Origin of the sequence: Yoonia sp. SS1-5, assembly GCF_038443705.2 — a bacterium.
Lineage (GTDB): Bacteria > Pseudomonadota > Alphaproteobacteria > Rhodobacterales > Rhodobacteraceae > Yoonia > Yoonia rhodophyticola.
This window is the reverse complement of sequence record NZ_CP151767.2, coordinates 3321819-3344251: the sequence shown is the minus strand read 5'-3', so window position 1 is coordinate 3344251 and position 22433 is coordinate 3321819. Positions and strand designations below refer to the sequence as shown.

The 22433-nt window shown below is 58.6% G+C and carries 19 protein-coding genes and 1 riboswitch; of the genes, 2 read left to right on the top strand and 17 right to left on the bottom strand.

Annotated elements, in window-relative coordinates; translation table 11 throughout:
- Positions 1–147 precede the first annotated feature (147 nt).
- Entirely contained in the window at positions 148–1998 is a 1851-nt protein-coding gene (locus tag AABB31_RS17875; RefSeq protein ID WP_373635098.1) for an extracellular solute-binding protein, read from the top strand.
- A 2-nt stretch (positions 1999–2000) separates the two neighbouring features.
- Here AABB31_RS17875 and AABB31_RS17870 read toward each other — a convergent pair whose 3' ends face one another.
- The 3 genes from AABB31_RS17870 to AABB31_RS17860 form a co-directional block, all read right to left on the bottom strand.
- The gene (locus AABB31_RS17870) at positions 2001–2594 is read right to left on the bottom strand and encodes a GNAT family N-acetyltransferase (RefSeq protein ID WP_342076856.1); all 594 of its coding nucleotides are present in this window, start codon (positions 2592–2594) and stop codon (positions 2001–2003) included.
- A 79-nt stretch (positions 2595–2673) separates the two neighbouring features.
- The gene (locus AABB31_RS17865) at positions 2674–3252 is read right to left on the bottom strand and encodes a hypothetical protein (RefSeq protein WP_342076857.1); all 579 of its coding nucleotides are present in this window, start codon (positions 3250–3252) and stop codon (positions 2674–2676) included.
- A 112-nt stretch (positions 3253–3364) separates the two neighbouring features.
- A complete protein-coding gene (locus AABB31_RS17860; protein ID WP_342076858.1) occupies positions 3365–4303 on the bottom strand; it encodes a homocysteine S-methyltransferase family protein in 939 nt (312 codons plus the stop codon).
- A 146-nt stretch (positions 4304–4449) separates the two neighbouring features.
- Between AABB31_RS17860 and AABB31_RS17855 the strand changes: the two genes are divergently transcribed.
- Positions 4450–6018, top strand: a complete 1569-nt coding sequence (locus tag AABB31_RS17855; RefSeq protein ID WP_342076859.1) for a winged helix-turn-helix domain-containing protein — start codon at positions 4450–4452, stop codon at positions 6016–6018.
- Here AABB31_RS17855 and AABB31_RS17850 read toward each other — a convergent pair.
- The 14 genes from AABB31_RS17850 to AABB31_RS17785 form a co-directional block, all read right to left on the bottom strand.
- Positions 6015–6869, bottom strand: coding sequence for an ABC transporter permease (locus AABB31_RS17850; protein ID WP_342076860.1), 855 nt, complete (start codon positions 6867–6869; stop codon positions 6015–6017). The genes AABB31_RS17855 and AABB31_RS17850 overlap by 4 nt on opposite strands.
- A complete protein-coding gene (locus tag AABB31_RS17845) occupies positions 6866–7732 on the bottom strand; it encodes an ABC transporter permease (RefSeq protein WP_373635096.1) in 867 nt (288 codons plus the stop codon). The genes AABB31_RS17850 and AABB31_RS17845 overlap by 4 nt, the downstream gene beginning before the upstream one ends.
- Before the next feature lie 3 nt (positions 7733–7735).
- The gene (locus AABB31_RS17840; RefSeq protein WP_342076863.1) at positions 7736–8833 is read right to left on the bottom strand and encodes an ABC transporter ATP-binding protein; all 1098 of its coding nucleotides are present in this window, start codon (positions 8831–8833) and stop codon (positions 7736–7738) included.
- A 66-nt stretch (positions 8834–8899) separates the two neighbouring features.
- Complete coding sequence (locus AABB31_RS17835; RefSeq protein WP_373635095.1) at positions 8900–9961, bottom strand: extracellular solute-binding protein; 1062 nt, start codon at positions 9959–9961, stop codon at positions 8900–8902.
- A gap of 132 nt (positions 9962–10093) precedes the next feature.
- On the bottom strand, positions 10094–12937 hold the full coding sequence (gene gcvP / locus AABB31_RS17830; RefSeq protein ID WP_373635094.1) for an aminomethyl-transferring glycine dehydrogenase: 2844 nt from the start codon (positions 12935–12937) through the stop codon (positions 10094–10096).
- Between the two features lie 12 nt (positions 12938–12949).
- Positions 12950–13309, bottom strand: a complete 360-nt coding sequence (gene gcvH / locus AABB31_RS17825) for a glycine cleavage system protein GcvH (protein ID WP_342078950.1) — start codon at positions 13307–13309, stop codon at positions 12950–12952.
- Positions 13310–13324: 15 nt separating this feature from the next.
- Complete coding sequence (gene gcvT, locus AABB31_RS17820) at positions 13325–14449, bottom strand: glycine cleavage system aminomethyltransferase GcvT (RefSeq protein ID WP_373635815.1); 1125 nt, start codon at positions 14447–14449, stop codon at positions 13325–13327.
- A gap of 160 nt (positions 14450–14609) precedes the next feature.
- Positions 14610–14694, bottom strand: a riboswitch (glycine riboswitch).
- Between the two features lie 23 nt (positions 14695–14717).
- The gene (locus AABB31_RS17815) at positions 14718–15863 is read right to left on the bottom strand and encodes an iron-containing alcohol dehydrogenase (protein WP_342076864.1); all 1146 of its coding nucleotides are present in this window, start codon (positions 15861–15863) and stop codon (positions 14718–14720) included.
- A 3-nt stretch (positions 15864–15866) separates the two neighbouring features.
- Positions 15867–17234, bottom strand: coding sequence for an aldehyde dehydrogenase family protein (locus AABB31_RS17810; protein ID WP_342076865.1), 1368 nt, complete (start codon positions 17232–17234; stop codon positions 15867–15869).
- A 2-nt stretch (positions 17235–17236) separates the two neighbouring features.
- Entirely contained in the window at positions 17237–18601 is a 1365-nt protein-coding gene (locus tag AABB31_RS17805; protein WP_342076866.1) for a glutamine synthetase family protein, read from the bottom strand.
- A gap of 55 nt (positions 18602–18656) precedes the next feature.
- Positions 18657–19688, bottom strand: a complete 1032-nt coding sequence (locus tag AABB31_RS17800) for a TRAP transporter substrate-binding protein (RefSeq protein ID WP_342076867.1) — start codon at positions 19686–19688, stop codon at positions 18657–18659.
- Positions 19689–19734: 46 nt separating this feature from the next.
- Positions 19735–21060 (bottom strand): TRAP transporter large permease subunit, encoded by a 1326-nt coding sequence (locus AABB31_RS17795; RefSeq protein ID WP_342076868.1) that lies wholly within the window; start codon positions 21058–21060, stop codon positions 19735–19737.
- Positions 21060–21629, bottom strand: a complete 570-nt coding sequence (locus tag AABB31_RS17790; protein ID WP_342076869.1) for a TRAP transporter small permease subunit — start codon at positions 21627–21629, stop codon at positions 21060–21062. Before AABB31_RS17790 ends, AABB31_RS17795 begins: the two co-directional genes overlap by 1 nt.
- Complete coding sequence (locus AABB31_RS17785) at positions 21617–22402, bottom strand: N-formylglutamate amidohydrolase (RefSeq protein ID WP_373635093.1); 786 nt, start codon at positions 22400–22402, stop codon at positions 21617–21619. Before AABB31_RS17785 ends, AABB31_RS17790 begins: the two co-directional genes overlap by 13 nt.
- Between the last annotated feature and the right edge of the window lie 31 nt (positions 22403–22433).

Genomic DNA, 22433 nt, shown 5'->3' with positions numbered 1-22433 from the left:
ATCACGGCCAAGTTTACCACCCAAGCCACCACAATTGTCGGCGCAACACCACGTATTTCGCGCCGATGCGACATCGTGCCGGACGCGCATCCCTTGACACCTTTGCGGTTGAGTTGTGTCTTGGATGCACCCAATCCGGAGACCACAATGAACATACGTATCCCCGCGATCCTGACAGCCATTGTGGTTGCCGCATCCGCACATGCAGAGGTCACCATCAGCCACGGCTATTCTGCCTTTGGTGATCTGAAATATGGACCTGATTTCACCCATTTTGACTTTGCAAACCCGGACGCGCCCAAAGGCGGCACGATGAGCCAGCGGCAGCTTTTCGGGACCCCCACCTTTGACAGTCTCAATGCGTTCATCATCAAGGGCGACAGCGCCCCCGAGGTCAGCCAGCATATCTATGATAGCCTGATGGCGCGGGCCTATGATGAGCCGGATGCCCTTTACGGGCTGCTCGCAGAGACCATCGAATATCCTGAAGACCTATCATATGTCGCCTTCAACCTGCGCCCCGAGGCCCGGTTTCACGATGACACCCCGGTCACGGCGGATGATGTTGTATTCACCATCAATGCGCTAAAGACCGACGGGCACCCCTATTACAGGAATTTGCTTGCCGATGTGGTTGCTGTCACCGCCGAGAGCGATCAGCGGGTTCGCTTTGATCTTGCCGAAGGCGCGGGCAGCGCATTTCCCGGCGATCTGGCCGAGCTGGCAATCCTGCCCGCACATTTCTACGACGAAAATCCGTTTGACGAAACCTGGATGGAACTGCCGCTTGGCTCTGGCCCCTACATGGTCACATCCGTGGATGCCCCCCGCACGATCACGTTTTGCAGAGACCCGGATTACTGGGCAGCCGATCTGCCTGTGAATGTGGGGCGCAACAATTTCGACTGCTTTGCCTACGAATATTTCGTTGATGACACCGTCGGGTTAGAGGCATTTGCAGCCGGTGAATACACCATGCGGGTCGAGTACAGGTCAGCCTCCTGGGCCACGGGTTATGATTTTCCCGCAGCCCAGAAAGGCTGGGTCAAGCAAATGCTGCTTCCCGATGCCCGGCCCGCGAATGCGCAGGGTATCTGGTTCAACACCCGCAGACCGATATTGCAGGATATCCGGGTCCGGCAAGCGCTTGAATATGCGTTTAATTTCGAATGGACCAACGAGACACTGTTTTACGGCACCTATAACCGAACAGACAGCTTTTTCGAAAACACCGATATGGAGGCGACAGGCCTGCCCGAAGGTGAGGAACTGGCCATATTGGAACCGTTCCGCGATCAGCTACCGCCCGAGGTCTTCACCGAACCCCCGCACATCCCTTACGCTGGCAGCAGCAGCCCCCGGGACCGCACCGCCCTGCGCGCCGCATCGCAACTGCTGGATGATGCCGGATGGATCGTTGGTGATGACGGGATGCGGCGCAACGCCGATGGCAAGCTGTTGTCGCTGGAATTCCCCGATGACAGCCGCAGCCTGGAACGGGTGATGGTGCCATTCACCGAGAACCTTCAGGCCCTTGGCATCGACGTCAATTTCGAAATTCTGGACCCCAGCTCATGGAGTGAACGCCGCCAGACATTCGATTTTGATCTGTCTGCGACGGCCTGGCAGGTGCAAATCACGCCCGGTGCCGAATTGCGCGCCTTTTACGGCTCGGAAGCGGCAGCAGCCGAGGGCAGCAACAACCTTACAGGTCTCGCCGACCCTGTTGTGGATGCGCTGATCGAACGTGCCGTGCAGTCAGAAACCCGCGAAGAGCTAACGGTCGCCGCGCGGGCACTGGACCGGGTGCTGCGGGTCAAGAACATCTGGATCGGAAATTGGCATCTGGGCGCACACCGGGTCGCGGTCTGGGATATCTTTGGTATGCCTGATCAACCCGCCCCCTATGACTTTAACCGCGGTGTCGACTTCTGGTGGTTTGACCAGGAAAAATATCAGGCACTTGTCGATGCCGGCGCGCTTGAGGACGCATTCTAGGGTCAGGACCCTCGCGGCGAAAGCGTCCGGATCATTAACTGCCATTCCTTGGTGGCTGCGTCCCAGTCTTGTTTGGCACAGGGGGCGCTGGCCGCGAATTTGAAACCGTGCCGTTCATAAAGCCGCCGGGCGCCGGTATTGTCATCGGCAACAATAACGCTCATGCGGCCTAGGCCCGCCGCCCGCGCCAATTGTTCGGCAATGTCCAAGAGGCCTGTGCCAATCCCCGCGCCCCGCCGTGCCGGGTAGCAAGCCAGCACATTCACGTACCAGCTGTTCAGAGCCATATTCTCAAGCTCCAGCAACGGACGCAGCAATGCGGAAAGGCCCGGATCAATCGGCTCGGGCCCTGCCCCGATCACGTAGCCGGTCAGGCTGGCCACAGCACCGTCGCCATCATCCATGACGACAACCGTGCCGTCCGTTGCCTTTTCAGCCTGTCGATCACGACCGATCTGCCAGGGGTCCTCACCGGGTTTGGCCCGTTTCTGCCATAGATAAAGCGGCAACCCATCGCCTGCGAAATTCACAAGTGCTGCCAGGCGGCTGGCATCATTCGCGTTGGCAAGCCGGAATGGCGGATGCAGTATGCACATATCCTGTTCCTTTCTTTCTGTGTCGTCCAAGACAACCCAAACAGCACCCCCGACGCTTGCGCGCCAGGGGTGATGCGGATCAATCATCAACGATTTCATCCAATTGCACGTCAAGTGATGCATGCTGCTCTGGTGCGACATCGACGGATAAACGCACGCCATAGCCGTCAGTCATGCCCAGCAGCGTCTGTGTCATCTCACCGCTGAGCTTGGCAAAGGCACCTGTACCGCCGGTAATCACCCGGGGGGCAATCACATTGACATCCGCCAGTTCAGCGCCCTGATTGATCAGGATTTCACCCGTGTCGAATTCGAAAACCTGCCGCGTAATCACCATTGCGCCGGACGTGGTGCGCGCCCCCTCGCCCACAAAGTAGCCGTCACAGGTCCAGCGACCGATGACCTTATCGGGAAAAGCCGAGCTGCCATCGGCAAGCGTACCTTCGGCGCCGCCATCAAGTGTGCCGTCTTCGTAGATATAGCCTTGGGTAATAAAGGCATTGCCAAAAGCGGGCATGCCGTCATCAAAAACCGGCGCTTGGGCAAAGACAAAGCGCGACAGGTCTTCGGCCACGTCAAAGGACATGGGCGCGCCACCGGCAGTGGCAAAACCGGTACTGGCCACCAGGGCCAGAGCAGAGAGCGTAGATTTGAACATTTCGTTTCCTTTCAATCATGTGTTTTGGGGTCATGTTCACTGAACACCTGCGGTGAAATTCGCAGGCGGCAGTTCTTTTGGGGGTGCGTGTCGCACCCGGCATTTCGATATTTCAGGTGCCGCTGGTGGCCGCGCAGATTGCTGCCACATGCCGGTGGTCGGTCCCACAGCAGCCGCCCAGAACCCGCAGGTTCGGCAACACGGATAACAGACTGGCGTAAAGCGCGCCCAGCTCAGCCGGGTCGCCATCATCCAGCGCCTCGGCCGCGTCCAGCTCTGCATGGCTCATGCGTGATGCATTGGCGCGCATCCCCATGATCCGACCCGTCCAATCGCCCTGCAACACATGGGCAAAGTGATCGGGATGGGCGCAATTGATCATGTAATAGGCCGGATAGCTGTCGGTGCAGGCGTCAATCGCGGCAATCGCGTTGCCAAGCGGTTCACCCGATGGCAACCGCCCGTCGGTCTCAACGGTGAACGCAATCGCAACAGGCATGTTGCGGGCTTTGGCAGCGCGGGTAATGCCATGCGCCTCGGCGGTGTAGGTCATGGTCAGCGCCGAGATCATATCGGCGCCAAACGCATCAAACCAGCCGACCTGTGCGGCGTGATAAGCCTCGGCCTGCGCCACGCTGAGTATCCGGGCTGGGGCATAGCCATCATCCTGCGGCCCAATGACACCATTGATCACAAACGGGCTGTCGCCTGACACCTCTAGCCGGTCCCGCAATCCATCCAGATAGCACACGGTTTCGCGGTGCAGCGCGCGCAGCATATCCTCTGTCATGCCCAGTTCGGCAGCCCATCTTGCACTGGCCCGCCAGGTCGGCGTGTCCATCACAAACCCGCGTTTTTCGCGCCGCGCCATTTCGGCGAACTGTGTCATGTAGCTGTCGATTGCGGCCATACCCGCATCAGTCTCAAGCGCCTTGAACGCCGCAAAAAGGGGTAGTTCAATGCCGTCGCGAAAAATCAGGCTGGTTTCCAGCCCGCCATCTGTGATCATCTGTTTGCCGGCAAGCTGCGGCAAGGCGTTACGATATTTCATCTGCGATCCTTTCCATCATGCGCCCCAGCGCGGGGTTGAGAAAGCAGATACGCCGCCCGGACCCGCCAAGCTTGAGAGAAACCTGAGAAGTATCTGAGATTTGCTGAGGCTTTGCTATTGCGGGCCGGCGGGGTAGCCTGCGGGCCATGAAAATCATGCTCGCAGATACCGCGATTGATCTCGACCAGATGACAGCTACCCGTGCAGGGCGGGTGACACGGCTGACGCGCCAATCGCTGGGCATTCTGCGTGCCCTGATCGCAGTCAACGGGCAAATCGTCAGCAAGGATGATCTGATCGCCCAGGTCTGGGACGGCCGGATCGTCACCGACGCAACATTATCGACCGCCATAAAAGAGGCCCGGCGCGCCGTCGGCGATACTGGCGCTGCACAAGCGGTCATTGAAACAGTGCATGGTGTGGGATTTCGGCTTGCGGCGCCGGTGACACCGATACCCTCAACCGATCGCCCCAAGGCGGACAGGCCCCTGATTGCGGTCCTGCCGTTTCGCAGCCTCAGCACATCTGACGCGGATAGATGCATCGCCGACGGCCTTAGCGAAGAGGTGATCAGCAGCCTGACCCGCTTTCGCAATCTCAAGGTATTGTCCCATCTGACGGCAATCCATCATCAGACCACCGGTGCCGCGCATGCGGACCTTGTGACCACCTATGACGTCGACTTTATCGTCGAGGGCAGTCTGCGCCGCGCGCCGGAACGCATGCGCGTCACTGTTCAGGTCAGCGATGCGCATACCGGTGACATCGCGCTGTCCGAGCAGTTCGACCGGCCCTGTACGCCCGACGCCATCTTTGAGGTGCAAAACGAAATCGGCCTTTTGACGGCCGGGCGTGTGGCTAGCCAGCATGGGGATCTGGGCAGTCGCCTGCGCGCACGGACCCGGGCAGGGCAAACGACCACATGGGATGTCTATGCTGCTGTCGGCCAGTTCTACGAATTCTACAAGACCTATGACCCGGCCCTGCATTTTGAACTGCGCGACCGACTGCCAGCGCTGTTAAAGAACGATCCGTCCTCATCTGACGGCTGGGCTGCCTACGCGCTGCTATTGCTGGAGGAACAGCGATACCACCTGAACGAACGCTTCGATGTCAACGCAACCTTGCTGGGGCTGGACGCGGCCAAACATGCGGTTGCCAGCGACCCGCAAAGCGGGTTCGCTTATATGGCCCTTGCGCTGTGCCAGTTTCACAGCGGGGATCTGCCCGGGTTTCGGGACGCGGCCCGCACCGCGCTTGATCTTAATCCCGGGCATGCCGACATCCTTGCCGAAATCGGCCATTGCCACGCGTTTCTGGGCGAATTTGACAAGGCTATCCCCCTGTTGGACAAGGCCATCGCGTTGAGCCCTATTCACCCCGGCTGGTATCACTATGCGCATGCATGGCGGTTTGCGCTGGGTGACTTCTGGCAGGCTGCACTGCTTGAAATCGAAAAGGTGCCGATGCCGGGCTTTGCATGGTACTACGCCCATCTGGCATGGTTTCATGCCGAACTTGGGAATGCGGCGGCGGCTGAAGACGCAAAGCAATCCCTGCTAAAGGTGTTCCCGAGCTTTGAGCAGGATATCCCTCGCGAAATGGTCTTTCACTATTTCACCGGGCCACTTGTTCAAAAGGCGTTTGAGGGCTGGCGAAAGGCCGGTCTGCATGTGGCCATGGACGCGCCGAAAGACGACATTATTACGGATTAGCGCCGGGCGTTTTGAAATAATAGCGACAAAAGCCCAAGTGCCGCAGACACAATGATCAAGAGAAGCGAGACCGCATTCAAAACCGGCGTTGATCCTTGTTTCAGTTTATCGAACATGGTGATTGTCAGCGGCGAATCCGAACCCACCAGCATTAACGTGGTGTTGAAATTCTCGAAACTCATCAGGACCGACACCACCGCAGAGGCCACAATCGCCGGCAGCAGAAACGGCAACGTGATCTGACGGATCGCCCCCCATTTGCTTGCACCAAGGTTCAATGCGGCTTCCTCGAGGCTTGGATCGAACTTTTGCAGGCGTGCCGAAATCACCAGCGTGGCGAAGGTCGTGATGAACGAAAACTGCCCTAGAATAACAAGGATCAGGCCGGGGCGCAGCCCGTCGAACCACATGTCAGTCGCATCCTCCAGCGCGTTCGCAACAGAGCTGGAAAAGACCAAGATCGAAATGCCCAGGATCACGCCCGGAATGATCAGCGGCAACAGCATCAGCATATATAGCACCGCCTTGCCCCGAAAATCATGGCGCACAAACAGGAACGCGTTGCAGGTCCCGACGGCCACGGCAAACCCCGACACCCAAAAGGCAACAAACGCGGATGTCCCGATCGACCGCATGATCGCCCGCTCTTGAAAAACGCCGATAAACGGTGCCTCGGTTCCGAAAAACCACGCCAGCGTGAACCCTTCCCATGGAAGCGACGGGAAAACGCTGTTGTTGAAGGCAAAAACGCAAACAACCGTCAATGGCAGCGCAAGATAGACAAAGAACAGCGTCACATAGGCGCGGTAGCACCACTTGGCAAAGCCGGGCTGCGGGACGGTGGGGATCATCGGCGCCCCATCGTTTCAGACAGCGACTGCCCGGACAGTTTAAGCCCCACAAAAACCACCAAGGACGAAAGCGCCAGCAACAAAAACCCGAACGCCGACCCCAGTTCCCAATTAAAGCGGGTGATGAATTGCGTATAGATCATGCCTGTGAACCACAGGCTGTCCTTTCCCCCCAACAGGATCGGCGTCAGGTAGTTCCCCAGTGACAGCATAAAGACGACGATGCACCCCGACACGATCCCCGGCATTGCATGCGGGATCACGATCTCGCGCATGATGGACGTGCTTGTGCCACCCAGATCATAACCCGCCTCGATCAGGCTGTCGTCAAGGCTGTCCAGGGTCGTCACCAGCGGCACAACCATGAACAGGATCGACGTATAGACAAGCCCCACCATGATGGCGGCGTCATTATACAGCATCTCAACCGGGCCGGTGACCAGCCCGAGATATTGCAAGAGGTTCGAGATCACGCCTGTTTCGCGCAACAGGATCATCCAGCCGAATGTGCGCACCAGCTCGGACACCCAGAACGGGATCATGCACATCAAAAACAAGGTTGTTTTGGTCCGCCCCCGGGTCAGCTTGGCGATGTAATAGGCAATCGGAAAGCCGAGGATCAGCGTCAGGGCTGTCGCAAGGATCGACATGATCGCCGTGCGCGCAAAAGTCCGCCAATAAAGTGGTTCACCAAAGAAGGCCGCGTAGTTCCCAAGGCCGGTCTCGTACTCGCGCGGGCCGACACGTTCGCTGATGGACACCACAAACAGGCCGATATGCGGCAGAATGATCAGCACGACCAGCCATAGAAGGATGGGCGCAAGCAATAGGTAGAACCCCAGACGAGAGGCGTCAGCGTTCATGGCCTACCCCTTCGTCGCCGGATAGCAGCGGGCCTGATCCGGCTGCCAGCGGGTGAAGACGGTGTCACCTTTGCGCAGGCTTGCGAAACTGCCGGTCTGCGGCAGCGCAACTTTCAGCAAACCACCACGATCATCGCGTATGGTCACGCTGCTGTTGGCCCCGTTGAACAGCACTGTATCCACCACACCCCGGCAGACATTCAGCGCATCGCCCGGATCGGCGGCAAGCAATTCAATCGCCTCGGGACGCAGAAAGACCTGCACATCCTGGCCAATCGCAAGGTCGGCACCCGCCCGCTGCACCTTGACCTCGGCCCCGGCGGTCGCAAGGGTCATCATCTGGCCGTTGATCGCGGTGATGGTCGCGTTGATCTTGTTCGCCTCGCCAACGAACCCCGCGACAAAGGGCGTGTCAGGTGCGTGATAAACCGCGTGTGGCGGGCCGATCTGTTCGAACCGGCCTTTGTTCATCACGGCGATATTGTCGCTCATCACCAGCGCTTCGGACTGGTCATGGGTGATGTAGACAAAGGTTGTGTTGAACGCGGCCTGAAGCGATTTCAACTCGACCTTCATGTGTTCTCGCAGCTTCAGGTCAAGCGCGCCCAGTGGTTCATCCAGCAGCAGCAAATCAGGTTCCAGCACCATGCACCGGGCGATGGCCACCCGCTGCTTTTGGCCACCTGAAAGCTGATCCACCCGGCGGGCCGACACCCCGGGCAGGCCGACCCGTTCCAGAACCTCGCCGACGCGGGTCTTGATCTCGGCCTTGGCAAGGCCGCGCTGCCGCAACCCAAAGCCCACATTATCCCCGATATTCATCGTCGGAAACAACGCCAGATGTTGAAACACCATCGACACCGGCCGCCTGTTGGGCGGCACCCCGATCATCGACTTGCCTTTGATCCGCAGATCGCCACCAGTCGGTGACTGGAACCCCGCAATCATCCGCAGCAATGTTGTCTTCCCGCAGCCCGAAGGGCCGAGGATGGAAAAGAAGGACCCTTGCGGCACCTCGAAACTGACATGATCAACCGCGCGGAACGCGTCAAAATCCTTGGTCAGGTCCTGACATACCAGATCGGGATGGGCGCTTGCCAAATCTGCAACCTCGCAGGATCAAAAAGGGCACCGCAGGGTGCCCTTTTGCCGATTGATTAGACGGGTTCAGTTCGCCGCGTTGATCCGGTCGAGCGTGGCGCCTTCCAGCGCTTCCAGCCCGGCAGGCACGGGCGGGTACCACTTGATGTTATCAATCGCGGTCTGATCAAAGCTGCGCTGATAACGGGCCTTGAGATCAGCACTGACCCCTGCATCGCCATCAACGGCCGCCGTGAAGTTGCCCGCAGTATTGGTGATCATCGCGGCAACATCCGGACGCATCACAAAGTTGATCCAGTCATAAGCCGCATCATCAGCCCGTCCGCGGGCAGGCAGCACAAACGTGTCGATCCAGCCCAATGCACCGGCTTTGGGGGCGACAAACGTGATATCGGGATTGTCCGCGTTCAGCTGCCAGCCGCCCGTATCCCAGGCCATCGAGGCCACAACCTCGCCCGAGCGGAGCAGGTTCTTGATCTCATCCCCGCCATCCCAATAGGTCTTTACGTTCTGCTTGCAGTCGGTCAGCTTTGTCTCAACCGCGTCAAGGATGCCCTGATAGGCGTCGGTGTCGCCATAGGCGGCAAAAGGATCAAGGCCCATGGAATAGGCAAACCCGATCAAAGTCGGGCGCTTGAGGCGGTAAGACACCTTGCCCGCAACCGATGCATCGCACAGATCGACATAGTCCTGCACATCGCCAGCCATTGCGGTGTTCACCACCAGACCACTGGTTCCCCAGACATGCGGCAGGCCGTAAACCTCGCCGTCATAGGTGGTGTTCCCGGCCGTTGCGGACAACATCGACGGAATGAACAAATCCGCATTCACACGGGACATGTCGATGGGCTTGTAAATGCCGAACTCTTCCTGGGCGCTTGTGATCCGGTCCTGACTTGGCTGCGCAAGATCAAAGCCACCCCCATTTGTGGCACGCAGCTTGGCGATCATTTCCTCGTTGTTGGAGGTGGTCACCTCGACGGTATGGCCGGTCTCGGCCTCGAACATCGCAATCACGTCTTCGGGCGCATAGCCGCCCCATGTCAGCAGCCGCAGCGTTTCGGCCTGCGCGGTTGATGCGCCGATCACTGTTGCGACGACGACTGACGAAACCATAGATAGTCTCATGAAATACTTCCCCCTATTGGATCCACGACTTGATGACGTTGATCAGCAATGCGTAACAGCATTAAGTCAAACTCCGGTCGTGCTGTCCATGTTAATGCGTGATCACGCCCTTGCCTGCAGCCGGGCCGAACTTCATTCTGCGGCCTCGGCATAGTCGGTCATGGGTGGGCATGTGCAGGTCAGGTTGCGGTCGCCCCAGACATTGTCGACGCGATTGACCGGCGGCCAGTATTTGTCCACCCGAAAGGCACCGGGCGGAAAACACCCCGTTTCCCGGGTGTAGGGACGGTCCCAATCCTTGACGAGGTCTTCCATCGTGTGCGGTGCGTTCTTCAGCGGGTTGTTCAACGGGTCCATTGCGCCATCCTCAATCGCACGGATCTCGTCCCTGATCCCCAGCATCGCATCGCAAAAACGGTCGAGTTCGGCCTTGGTCTCGGACTCGGTGGGTTCAATCATCAATGTGCCTGCAACCGGCCAAGACATGGTGGGCGCGTGAAAACCGCAATCAGACAGACGCTTTGCAATGTCATCGACGGTGACCCCCGCACTGTCAGCAAAGGGGCGGGTATCAATGATACATTCATGGGCCACCCGGCCCGAAGGGCCCTTGTAAAGAACGTCAAACGCCCCTTCGAGGCGTTTGGCAATATAGTTGGCATTCAGGATCGCCACCCGCGTCGCCTGGGTCAGCCCCTCCCCACCCATCATCAGGCAATATGCCCATGAGATCGGCAGCAGCGATGGGGACCCGTAAGGCGCCGCACTGACCGCACCTTCGCCGTCATTGGGATCGCCCGGCAAATGGGCGATCAGGTGATCCTTGACACCAATCGGCCCCATACCCGGACCACCCCCGCCATGCGGGATGCAAAAGGTCTTGTGCAGGTTCAGATGGCTGACATCCCCGCCCAGATCACCGGGGCGGCTCAGGCCGACCATGGCATTCATATTCGCACCGTCGATATAGACCTGCCCGCCCGCCGCATGGGTGATCTTGCATACCTCGATCACGGTTTCCTCGAAGACCCCGTGGGTAGATGGATAGGTGATCATGCACCCGGCAAGGTTATCTTTGTGTTCTGCAACCTTGGCTTTGTAATCCGCCACATCAATATCGCCATTCTCGGCCGATTTGACCGGCACGACCTTCCATCCCACCATCTGGGCAGAGGCCGGATTTGTGCCATGCGCGCTCATCGGGATCAGGCAGATATTGCGATGGCCCTGCCCGTTGGCGCGATGATAGCTTGCGATGGTCAACAGACCTGCATATTCGCCTTGTGCGCCCGAATTTGGCTGCATCGAAATCGCATCATAGCCTGTGATGTCACAGAGCTTTGCGGACAGATCATCAATCATTTCAGTATACCCCGCCGCCTGATCCTTGGGGCAGAACGGATGCAACTGCGAGAATTCGCGCCAGCTGACCGGCATCATCTCGGCAGCCGCGTTCAGCTTCATCGTGCAGGATCCCAGCGGTATCATCGCCCGATCCAGTGCCAGATCCCTGTCCGCCAGACGTCGCATGTAACGCATCATCTCTGTTTCGGCCCGGTTCATGTGAAAGACCGGATGGGTCAGGAAATCGGTTGTCCGGATCAGCTTTTCTGGCATCTGGTAATGCGGGGTGTAGTCCTTGTCCTTGCGGTCAATCCCGAAGGCGCGCCAGACGCCTTCAATTGTGGCAGGGCGGGTCCGTTCATCAAGGGTGATGCCAACCTGGGTCGTCCCGACAGCACGCAGATTGATCCCCTCGTCCAGCGCCGATTTGATCACGGCTGCCTGCAGCGGGCCTACATCAACGGTGATCGTGTCAAAAAAGCTGGCCGGACGCACCGCAAAACCTGCCTGCTTTAGCCCTTCGGCAAGGCGGGCGGTTTTGCGGTGGATGCGTTGGGCAATTGCCTTAAGGCCTTCGGGGCCATGAAACACCGCGTAAAACCCGGCCATAACGGCCAAGAGTGCCTGCGCGGTACAGACATTCGATGTCGCCTTTTCACGGCGAATATGTTGTTCACGCGTTTGCAATGACAGCCGGTAAGCCCGGTTGCCGTGACTGTCGACGGAAACGCCCACAATGCGTCCGGGCATGTTGCGCGCATAGCTGGCCTTGGTCGCCATATAGGCCGCATGTGGCCCACCATAGCCAATCGGCACGCCAAAGCGTTGGGTGGTCCCCACCGCGATATCGGCCCCCATGGCACCGGGTTCTTTCAACAAGGTCAATGACAGCGGATCAGCCGAGACAACGCCGATCGCCTTATTCTCATGTAGCTTTGCGATTTCGGGCGTAAAGTCGCGGATATGCCCATGCGTTCCCGGATACTGGAAAATCGCCCCGAAAACCTGCGTCGGATCCAGCGTATCAGGATTGCCGACAACAATCTCGATCCCCAGCGGTTGCGCCCGTGTCCGCATCACCGCGATATTTTGCGGATGGCAATTTTCATCGACGAAAAAGCCGGGCTGCTTGGATTTGCTGATCCGCTGCGCCATGGTCATCGCCTCGGCGCAGGCGGTCGCCTCATCGAGGAGTGAGGCGTTGGCGATATCCAAACCCGTCAGATCGGATATCATGGTCTGGTAGTTCAACAGCGCCTCAAGGCGCCCCTGCGATATCTCGGGCTGATATGGCGTATAGGCCGTGTACCAGGCCGGGTTTTCCAGGATATTCCGTTGAATAGCCGGGGGCGTGACCGTGCCATGATAGCCCTGCCCGATCAAAGAGGTCAGCACCCTGTTTTTTGATGCGGTGACACGCATATGATGCAGCAATTCCCGTTCGGACTTGGCCTTGCCGAAATCAAGTGGCGCCTTCTGCCGGATTTTTGGCGGAAGGGTGTCGTCAATCAGCGCATCCAGGTCCTTTGCCCCGACAACCTGCAACATCGCGTCCATTTCGGCAGGTGACGGTCCGATATGGCGACGATTGGCGAAATCATAGGGCAGATAGTCAGTCGGCGTGAAGGTCATTGCTGCGGTCTCCTAGCCAATCATCGCGTTATAGGCGGCTTCATCCATCATCGCGTCAAGCTGCGCGGGGTCGGACGGTCTGATCTTGAAGAACCAGCCGGCGCCAACGGCGTCACTATTGGCAAGGCTTGGGTCATCAACCAGTGCGGTATTCACTTCGGTAATTTCGCCATCAATCGGCGCCAGAATGTCCGAGGCCGCCTTGACGCTTTCGATCACGACAATCTCGTCATCTTTGACAACTGTGTCGCCAACTTCGGGCAATTCGACAAAGACCAGATCGCCCAATTGCGTTGTCGCGTGTTCCGTAATGCCAACAACATAAACATCGTCCTCGGCGCGCAGCCATTCATGTTCTTCGGTGTATTTCATCATGTCTCTCCCTTGCTATCTTTTGAAATTGGCTGGCGTGAACGGCATCTTTGTGACCGTCAGCGGTTGGCGCTTGCCCCGCAATTCACCATAGATGGTCTGGCCGATTGTCGTGTGATCCGCCGCGACGTACCCCATCGCGACCGGTCCGCCGACCGTCGGGCCAAAGCCGCCCGAGGTGACGGCACCAATCGGATCACCCCCGTCCGCGCCTGCAAACAGGGGCACGCCTGCGCGCATGGGCGCACGGCCTTCCGGCAGCAACCCGACCCGCTTGCGCGTTGCGCCATTGGCCAATTGTTCAAGGATCCGCACAGCCCCCGGAAAGCCCCCTGCCCGGTCACCACCAGCGCGACGCACCTTTTGGATCGCCCATGTCAGCGCCCCCTCAACCGGGGATGTGCCGGCATCAATATCGTGACCATAAAGACAAAGCCCGGCTTCCAACCGCAGCGAGTCGCGCGCGCCCAACCCGATCAGTTCCACATCCGGATGCGCCAGAAGCGCGCCTGCGATATCTTCGGCTGCCGCGGCAGGCACCGAAATCTCGTACCCGTCCTCACCCGTATAGCCCGAGCGTGACACCCAGGCCGCCACACCGTTCAAATCAAGTGTTGCGACATCCATGAATGTCATCGCCGCTGCCCGCGGATCCAGTGCCGCCAGAACATCCTGCGCCATTGGCCCCTGCAACGCGAGCAATGCGCGATCGGCGATCTCGGTCACTGTCAGCCCCGGTTCCAGCGCCGCTTTCATTCGGGCAATGTCAGCAGCTTTGCAGGCCGCATTCACAACCACAAAAATGTGGTCCCCCCGATTGGCCAGCATCAGATCATCATAAATCCCGCCTGCGTCATTTGTGAAAAAGCCATAGCGCTGCCTGCCTTCGGCAAGCCCCAGAATATCGACAGGCACAAGCGCTTCCAGTCCGCGAGCGGCGTCTGCATAACGGGGGCCGCGCACACTCACCTGGCCCATATGGCTTACATCAAAAAGACCGGCCTTGGCGCGGGTATGAAGGTGTTCTTTCATCACGCCCAGCGGATACTGGACCGGCATGTCATAACCGGCAAAAGGAACCATCTTGGCCCCGTTTGCCAGATGCAATGCATGCAGTGGCGTGGTCTTGAGGTCTGACATCGCGCCCTCGCTTTCTTCAAGCCAGCGAGATTTCAGATCAATCAAGCGGCACCACATTTGCGCAGGGTCAGACCTGCGCGCCAGTGCCTCCTCTGTCCGGGCGCCTGAGATCGTTATCCCTTCGGCGGGTGCATGTGGCACCACTCTCCAGAGTTGTCGTTTCCCGATATCGGTCCTGTAGCCTGAGAGTTTCCGAGGCGGTTGCTCCTTCGGCACCAGTGGTCTGGTTCTCCCGATATCTCGTTGAGATGTTTCCTATCGGAAACGCCTACAGACAGGCAAGTAACAATTTGCGTGTGTTGTCCGCCGTCATGGTTATGGGGTTCCCGCCGGTACTGGGATCGTTCAGCGCGCCTGCAACAATCCGGTCGATATCAGGATCGGTCACACCCAGCCCGCCAAGGGTTTTGGGAATTGCAAGTGAGGCATTCAATTCATCAACATAGGCGCAGAACCCGTCAAAACCGCCTGCAATCCCCAGATAATCGGCCGCCTGCCCGATTACTTTTGTGATGGCCGGTTTGTTGAACTGCAGGACTGCCGGCATGCAGACTGCGTTCGTTGTCCCGTGATGCGTATGATACATCGCGCCAATGGGGTGGGACAGCGCATGTATCGCGCCCAGCCCCTTTTGAAAGGCCGTGGCCCCCATCGCCGCTGCTGACATCATATGCGCGCGGGCCTCGATATCCGCGCCATCCGCATAAGCGCGCGGCAGGTAGTCTTTGACCAACCGCATCCCTTCCAGCGCCATCCCCTGCGACATCGGGTGGTAGTGGGGCGAGCAGAACGCCTCGACACAATGTGCGAATGCATCAAGGCCGGTTCCGGCGGTGATGAATTGCGGCATGCCAACCGTCAGCTCGGGGTCACAGATGACAACGCTTGGCAGGAATTTGGGGTGAAAGATAATTTTCTTTTCTGCGGTCTCGGAATTGGTGATGACCGACGCGCGCCCGACCTCTGACCCTGTTCCGGCAGTTGTGGGGACGGCTACGATAGGGGCAATGGCATCGGCATCCGCGCGGGTCCACCAATCGCCGATATCCTCAAAATCCCATAACGGGCGGGTCTGGCCCGCAAGAAAGGCCACAAGCTTGCCCAGATCCAGACCAGAGCCGCCCCCGAATGCAACCACCCCGTCATGTCCGCCGTCCTTGAAGGCCTGCACACCGGCGGCGGCGTTTTTTTCATTCGGGTTCGGGTCTACATCTGCAAAGATCGCGCGGCCAAGGCCCGCAGCCTCTAACAGATCAAGCGTGCGCGTTGTAATCGGCATATCCGCCAGCCCCCTGTCAGTGACCAGCAGCGGCTTGGTGATGCCGGCCGCCGCGCAGGCATCGGCGATCTCGGCGATGCGCCCTGCGCCAAAACGCACGGCAGTGGGGTAGGACCAATTTGCAGTAAGTGACATCTGTCAGGCCTTCTTGAGATGGTAGGATTTCGGGCGGGTCAGGTTGTGATAGCCGATCACAGACAGGCCGCCGCCGCGACCGGTATCTTTGCAGCCGGTCCAGCACAGACCCGGATCAAGGTAATCTGCCCGGTTCATAAAGACCGTTCCGGTGTCGATCTGATCCGCGATCGCTTCGGCACGGGTCACGTCCTGTGTCCAGACCGATGCGGTCAGACCGAAATTGCTGTCATTCATCAGCCGGACCGCTTCGGCGTCATCCTTCACGGGCATGATGCCCACAACCGGGCCAAAGCTTTCATCGCGCATCACGCGCATGTCGTGGGTCACATGGGTCAGGATCTGCGGGGACAGATACGCCCCGCCATCATCTTCGGCAAAAGTCGCGATATGGGCCTTGGCGCCTTGCGCAGTCGCCTCGGCGATCTGGGCGCGCACTTCATCGGCAAATCGTTTATGCGCCATGGGCCCAAGCGTGGTCTCGGGATACAGCGGGTTGCCCAGCTTGTAGTTTTGCACAATGCCGACGGCCTTTTGGACAAATGCATCAAAATGCCGTTCAGCCACATAAATCCGTTCGATCCCGCAGCAGCATTGCCCGGAATTGAACATCGCCCCGTCAATCAGCGTATCAGCGGCTGCGTCCAGATCGGCGTCATCGCAAACATAGCCCGGATCCTTGCCCCCCAGTTCGAGCCCAACGCCGGTAAAGCTGCCCGCGGCCGCGGCGGCAATGGCCTGCCCCCCGGCGACGGAGCCTGTGAAATTGACAAAACCAAAGGATCGGGCGGCGATCAGGTCTGATGTGGTCTGATGATCCAGAAACACATTGATAAAGACGTCCTCGGGAACGCCGGCGTCGTGGAATGCCTGCGCCATCCGTTCGCCGACCAATGGGGTCTGGCTGGCATGTTTCAGCATAACAGAATTACCCGCAATCAGGGCGGGGGCGACGGTGTTGATCGCGGTCATGTAGGGATAGTTCCAGGGGGCCACCACCAGAACAACACCATGCGGAACCCGCTTGATCACGCGGCGAAAATCGGCGCTGTCCTCGACCACGATATCGGCCAGAGCATCCTCGGCGATCTGGGCCATATAACTGGCGCGCTCGTGAAAGCCGCCAAATTCGCCGCCATAGCGGATGGGACGCCCCATCTGATGGGCCAGTTCGGGGACGATTGCATCATTCATCTGACCAACCGCCGCCACGCCTTCCTGCACAAGTGCGATCCGTTCGGCCAGCGGTCGGGCGGCCCAGGCGGCCTGGGCCGCTTGCGCCCGCGCCACTGCAGCAGTGGCGTCGTCGGTCGAAAGCGTGGGGCGTTCGGCATAGACCGACCCGTCAATCGGAGAGATACAGCGGATCATGTCTATGCCCTTTCAAACCCGCGGGCGATTTCCCAATCGGTCACCACGCGGTCAAATTCTTCCTGTTCCCATTCGGCGCAGCGGGTGTAGTGATCAATCACATCATCGCCCATCGCGGCGCGCAGAAATGCCGAATTGCGCAGGGTTTCGGTGGCGGCGCGCAGGGTTTGCGGGATGTCTTGGGCCTTGGCATCTTCGTAGACGTCGCCGCGTGTTGGCGGGGCCAGTTCCATCTTGTCCGCGATCCCCTTGATGCCGGCAGCCAGCATCGCGGCCTGCGCCAGATAGGGGTTCAGATCCGACCCACCGATACGGCATTCAACGCGCACGCCGCTGGTGCCATCGCCGCAAAGCCGGAAACCGGCGGTGCGATTGTCCACAGACCACACGGTTTTGGTTGGCGCGAAGGTACCCTTGGCAAAGCGTTTGTAGCTGTTGATGTAGGGGGCCAGAAAAAAGGTGTAGTCGGGTGCGTAGGCGATCAGCCCGGCCATATAGTTTTTCATCAGTTCCGACATGCCCAGATCAGCTTCGGGATCGTAGAAGGCCGGTGTTTCACCCGTCCAAAGGGATTGATGCACATGCGATGAACTGCCCACCTTGTCATGGTGCCACTTTGGCAAGAAGGAGGCCGCACATCCGTGCTGCCATGCGATTTCCTTGATCGCGTTTTTTGCAATCGTGTGGTGGTCCGCACAGGCCAATGCCTCTGCGTAGCGGATGTTGATTTCTTCCTGACCGGTTTCGGCTTCGCCTTTGGAATTCTCGACAGGCAGGCCAGCACCAAAAAGATGATTGCGGATCGGGCGCATCACGCCTTCTTCCTTCGTGGTCTGCAGGATGTGATAATCCTCGTTATAGCCGCTGATCGGGGTCAGATCGCGAAAGCCCCCCTTGCGGATATCGTCAAAGCTTTGCTCAAAGAGGAAGAACTCAAGCTCGGTCGCCATCATCGCATCAAAGCCCAGCGCCTTGAGTCGGGCGATCTGGGTTTTCAGAACCTGTCTGGGTGCATGGGGTACCGGTGCATGTGTGTGGTGATCCAGAATATCGCAGATCACCATGGCTGTCCCTTCCAGCCATGGCAAAAGGCGGATGGTCGTCAGATCAGGCGCCATCACATAGTCGCCATACCCCTTTTCCCAACTCGTGGCCGCATATCCATCGGGTGTTGCCATTTCCAGATCGGTGGCCAGCAGGTAATTGCAGCAATGGGTTTCCTTGAACGATGTCTCGACAAAGTTGACGGCATGAAACCGTTTGCCCATCAGCCGCCCCTGCATGTCGGGAAAGCAGGCCAGAACGGTGTCGATCGTGCCGTCGGCGACACGGGCCTTCAGGTCATCAAAGCTGAGATTTCCGGGCATAGTCATCCTCTTTCATGCAGGGCGGGGGCGGATCGTGGCCGCCCCCGCCAATGTATCAGCCGTAACGATAGGGCCGTCCAGCCTTCACCATATCGGCGTTGTACTTTTTGAAGATGTCCACGACGCGCCGCTTGGTGTCACTTTCGGCGGCAATCTCTTCCCAGAATTCTTGGGCTGCGTTTTCGACCTGCGCCCATTCCTCATCCGGGATCGTTGTCAGTTCCATCTTGGTGCCGTTGACCCGCAAGTCGGCCTCCCCACCCCAATACCAATGCTGGCGGTAGTAGTGCGACTGTTCGCAGCAGACTTGGAACAGCTTCTGCAAGTCTTCGGGCAGCTCATTCCAGCGGTCCATATTGGCAAAGAAGTGTCCAATCCACGCGCCCGAGATGTTGTTGGTCAGGAAATAGTTGGTCACGTCTGCCCAACCCACGGTGTAGTCTTCGGTGATGCCTGACCAGGCGATACCATCAAGCTCGCCGGTCTGGACCGCGACCTCGATATCCTCCCAAGGCAGGTTGACCGGGACGACGCCAAACTGGCTGAGGAACCGACCCGCTGTCGGGAACGTGAAGACCCGCTTGCCTTCCAGATCCGCAAGACTGCGGATTGGATCCTTGGTGGCAAAATGGCAGGGATCCCACGCGCCGGCACTGATATGTTTGACGCCAACGGCTGCGTATTCTTCGGCCCAGATTTCGTTCAGGCCGTAGCGGTTGAACAGCACCGGCACGTCAAGCGAATACCGCGAGCCGAATGGGAAATACCCCCCGAAAACAGTGACTTCGGTCGGTGACGCCATGCTGTCATCATCCGATTGCACCGCATCAATCGTGCCGCGCTGCATGGCCTGAAAAAGCTCGCCCGTGGGGACAAGCTGATCGGCGTAGAACAGCTCTATCTGCATCCGGTCGCCGGCGATGTCGTTGAACATCTTGATCGCGGGGTCGATCACTTCGGCGGCCAATGCGGCCCCCGCATAGGTCTGCATCCGCCATGTAATTGTGCTTTGCGCCAGGGCTGGCGCGGCCAATGCGGCCGGCGCTGTCAGTGCCGCCCCTTTGATAAACTTACGTCTTGTCGTCATCTTCGTTTCTCCTTGTTGCAAGATGCCGGTTGGCCCGGCTTATGGTTCATTTTCCGTAGACGAAATCGGGGAGCCACGTGGCAAGGCCCGGAAAGACCATCACCAGTGTCAGGGCAAATACCATGACAAGCACAAACGGCGTAATGGAGCTGTAAATGTCACGCAGCGATATTTCGGGCGGCGCCATGGCCCGCATCAGGAACAGATTATAGCCAAAGGGCGGCGTCATATAGGCGATCTGGGTCGTGATCGTGTAGAGGATCCCGTACCAGATCAGATCAAACCCCAGCGCATCCACAAGTGGGACATAAAGCGGGGCAACGATGACCAGCATCGCCGTGTCATCAAGAAAGGTCCCCATCAGGATAAAGCTGAGCTGCATCAGGATAAGGATCATCCACGGGCTCAGGTTCAAGCGCTCTGTAAACAGGCTTTCTATTGCCTTGACTGCACCCAACCCGTCAAACACGGCCCCAAAGGCAAGTGCGGCGAGGATGATCCACATGAACATGCATGTGATGCCAAGCGTGTTTCGCACCGAATTTTCGAACACTTCCCGGGTCATTCGGCCCTTGAGAACCGCAGCGACGAACGCGGCCAGTGCGCCAATGGCCGAACTTTCGACCAGTGACGTCCAGCCATTCACAAATGGCACCATCATCACCGCAAAGATAACCAATGGCAGAAGGCCCGCCCGCAGCAGGCGCAGTTTCTCGGCGCGGGGCATGTCCCGATCCTGGGCGCTTAACACCGGCCCAAGGCCGGGGTTCATCCGACAGCGGATCGCGATATAGGCCACAAACATTGCGGCCATCATCAGCCCCGGCACGATCCCGGCCAGCCATAGCTGCCCCACGGGTTGGCGCGCGATCATCGCGTAAAGGACAAGCACGACCGAGGGCGGCACCAAAATGCCAAGCGATGATCCGGCCTGGATCACCCCGGTCACCATGCGTTTGTCGTAGCCGCGTTTCAGCAGCTCGGGCAGTGCGATTGTCGCCCCGATGGCCATGCCTGCAACGCTTAACCCATTCATTGCAGAAATCAGGACCATCAGACCGATTGTGCCAATCGCAAGCCCGCCACGTAGCCCGCCCATCCAGACATGGAACATCCGGTACAGATCATCCGCAATCTTGGATTCGCTTAACACATAGCCCATGAAAATGAACATCGGCAGGGTCAGCAGCGGATACCACTTCATCAGCTTCATCGCGGCGGCAAACCCGATATCGTATCCACCCCGATCCCCCCAGAGCAGCAGGGCCGCAACCACGGCGACAAAGCCAATCGCCCCAAAGACCCGCTGCCCTGTCAGCAGCATCAACATCATGGTCGAAAACATGAGGGTCGCGATCATCTCGTAAGGCATCAGATATCAGCACCTTTGAGACGCAGGATGTCTTTGAACAATTCCGACACACATTGCAGGATCATCAGAAAGAAGCCGATAATCATCACCAGTTTGACAGGCCACATATACGGGCGCCATGCAGATGATGATTGCTCTAGCCGCCCGACCTCTTCGGTGCCGATCACAACACCCAGCAGGTAAGAGAACGGCGCATCCTTCCAGTATCCCAGCGAATAGGCCGTCGAACTGACCGCCCCGTAGAGCAGGACGCAAAGATAGAAGATCAGGAACAACACGGTGATCGCGTCAAACCATGCCTTCCGGCGCAACGACCAACTGCCATAGAGCAGGTCCATGCGCACATTTGACCCCAACTGCAATGAATATGGGCCGCCCAGGATGTAGTAGCCAACCATCACGAATTGGGCCATTTCCAGCGTCCAGAGCGTCGGCAGAAAGAAGGTTTTGCTGATCGACGACCACAACAAGATGCCCATCAGGACAAAGATGCCGTACATCATCACCCGGCCCAGCCGGTAATTGACCGCATCGACACCCCGAATATATCCGCGCATTACGCCCTGCATGCGGTGACCTCCAGCCGGTCTAGCGCCTGCAAAAGCCAAGATGTCAGCGTCTTGCCCATTGCAACCTGTGCGGTGTCATCCGCGATCAGGTCGTTGCGGATTTCGATCATGACGTTCAGATGCCCGCCGGGCACCGCATGATGGCGCAATGTGTGTGTGACACCATCCTGCGGCCCATAGGGCGCGTTGCGCTGCACATCGTAAGTATCGGCGACATCAAGCATGACATCCGCAAGCCGGCTGTCCGTATCGTGCAATATCCCGATTTCGACGTCCCGTCTTTGGCCATTATAGATCGGGGTAAAGCTATGAATTGTCACCAAAATTGGCGCTATGCGCTGTGCCAGCGTGGCCTCGAGGGCTGTGCGGAAGGGGGTATAGTAGCTGGTCACCCGGGCTTGTCGCTGCCGGTCCGTCAGGCCCCTATTTCCCGGCACGGCGAATGCCTCGCTTTGGGCGGGCATGGCGTCGGCGGCGTCTGGGGGGCGGTTGCAATCATAGACAAGGCGCGACACGCGTGAGGCAACCAGCGTGGCATCCAGACCGTCTGACATCGCCTGCGCCACACCCAATGCGCCGGGGTCCCAGGCAACATGGCTGCGTTTGGCATCGGCACTTAGCCCAAGATCTTTCAGCTCCGCGGGAATGAAATTGCTGGCATGTTCGCAAATCAAAACCACCGGCGATCCACCCGCCGGGCGAGAGATATCGACAATGCTGGAATCGTAGTCCCCGTGATCCATCGCGCCCCCTCCGAATAAACTGCTTGCCATATGGCGCAGCTGTCAACAAAATTGTGAAAAA

What these genes read in the sequence shown, in the direction of transcription:
- AABB31_RS17875 (WP_373635098.1), top strand. Translation starts at nt 148, where the DNA reads ATGAACATACGTATCCCCGCGATCCTGACAGCCATTGTGGTTGCCGCA.
- AABB31_RS17870 (WP_342076856.1), bottom strand. Translation starts at nt 2,594, where the DNA reads ATGTGCATACTGCATCCGCCATTCCGGCTTGCCAACGCGAATGATGCC.
- AABB31_RS17865 (WP_342076857.1), bottom strand. Translation starts at nt 3,252, where the DNA reads ATGTTCAAATCTACGCTCTCTGCTCTGGCCCTGGTGGCCAGTACCGGT.
- AABB31_RS17860 (WP_342076858.1), bottom strand. Translation starts at nt 4,303, where the DNA reads ATGAAATATCGTAACGCCTTGCCGCAGCTTGCCGGCAAACAGATGATC.
- AABB31_RS17855 (WP_342076859.1), top strand. Translation starts at nt 4,450, where the DNA reads ATGAAAATCATGCTCGCAGATACCGCGATTGATCTCGACCAGATGACA.
- AABB31_RS17850 (WP_342076860.1), bottom strand. Translation starts at nt 6,869, where the DNA reads ATGATCCCCACCGTCCCGCAGCCCGGCTTTGCCAAGTGGTGCTACCGC.
- AABB31_RS17845 (WP_373635096.1), bottom strand. Translation starts at nt 7,732, where the DNA reads ATGAACGCTGACGCCTCTCGTCTGGGGTTCTACCTATTGCTTGCGCCC.
- AABB31_RS17835 (WP_373635095.1), bottom strand. Translation starts at nt 9,961, where the DNA reads ATGAGACTATCTATGGTTTCGTCAGTCGTCGTCGCAACAGTGATCGGC.
- gcvP (WP_373635094.1), bottom strand. Translation starts at nt 12,937, where the DNA reads ATGACCTTCACGCCGACTGACTATCTGCCCTATGATTTCGCCAATCGT.
- gcvH (WP_342078950.1), bottom strand. Translation starts at nt 13,309, where the DNA reads ATGAAATACACCGAAGAACATGAATGGCTGCGCGCCGAGGACGATGTT.
- gcvT (WP_373635815.1), bottom strand. Translation starts at nt 14,449, where the DNA reads ATGTCAGACCTCAAGACCACGCCACTGCATGCATTGCATCTGGCAAAC.
- AABB31_RS17815 (WP_342076864.1), bottom strand. Translation starts at nt 15,863, where the DNA reads ATGTCACTTACTGCAAATTGGTCCTACCCCACTGCCGTGCGTTTTGGC.
- AABB31_RS17810 (WP_342076865.1), bottom strand. Translation starts at nt 17,234, where the DNA reads ATGATCCGCTGTATCTCTCCGATTGACGGGTCGGTCTATGCCGAACGC.
- AABB31_RS17805 (WP_342076866.1), bottom strand. Translation starts at nt 18,601, where the DNA reads ATGCCCGGAAATCTCAGCTTTGATGACCTGAAGGCCCGTGTCGCCGAC.
- AABB31_RS17800 (WP_342076867.1), bottom strand. Translation starts at nt 19,688, where the DNA reads ATGACGACAAGACGTAAGTTTATCAAAGGGGCGGCACTGACAGCGCCG.
- AABB31_RS17795 (WP_342076868.1), bottom strand. Translation starts at nt 21,060, where the DNA reads ATGCCTTACGAGATGATCGCGACCCTCATGTTTTCGACCATGATGTTG.
- AABB31_RS17790 (WP_342076869.1), bottom strand. Translation starts at nt 21,629, where the DNA reads ATGCAGGGCGTAATGCGCGGATATATTCGGGGTGTCGATGCGGTCAAT.
- AABB31_RS17785 (WP_373635093.1), bottom strand. Translation starts at nt 22,402, where the DNA reads ATGGCAAGCAGTTTATTCGGAGGGGGCGCGATGGATCACGGGGACTAC.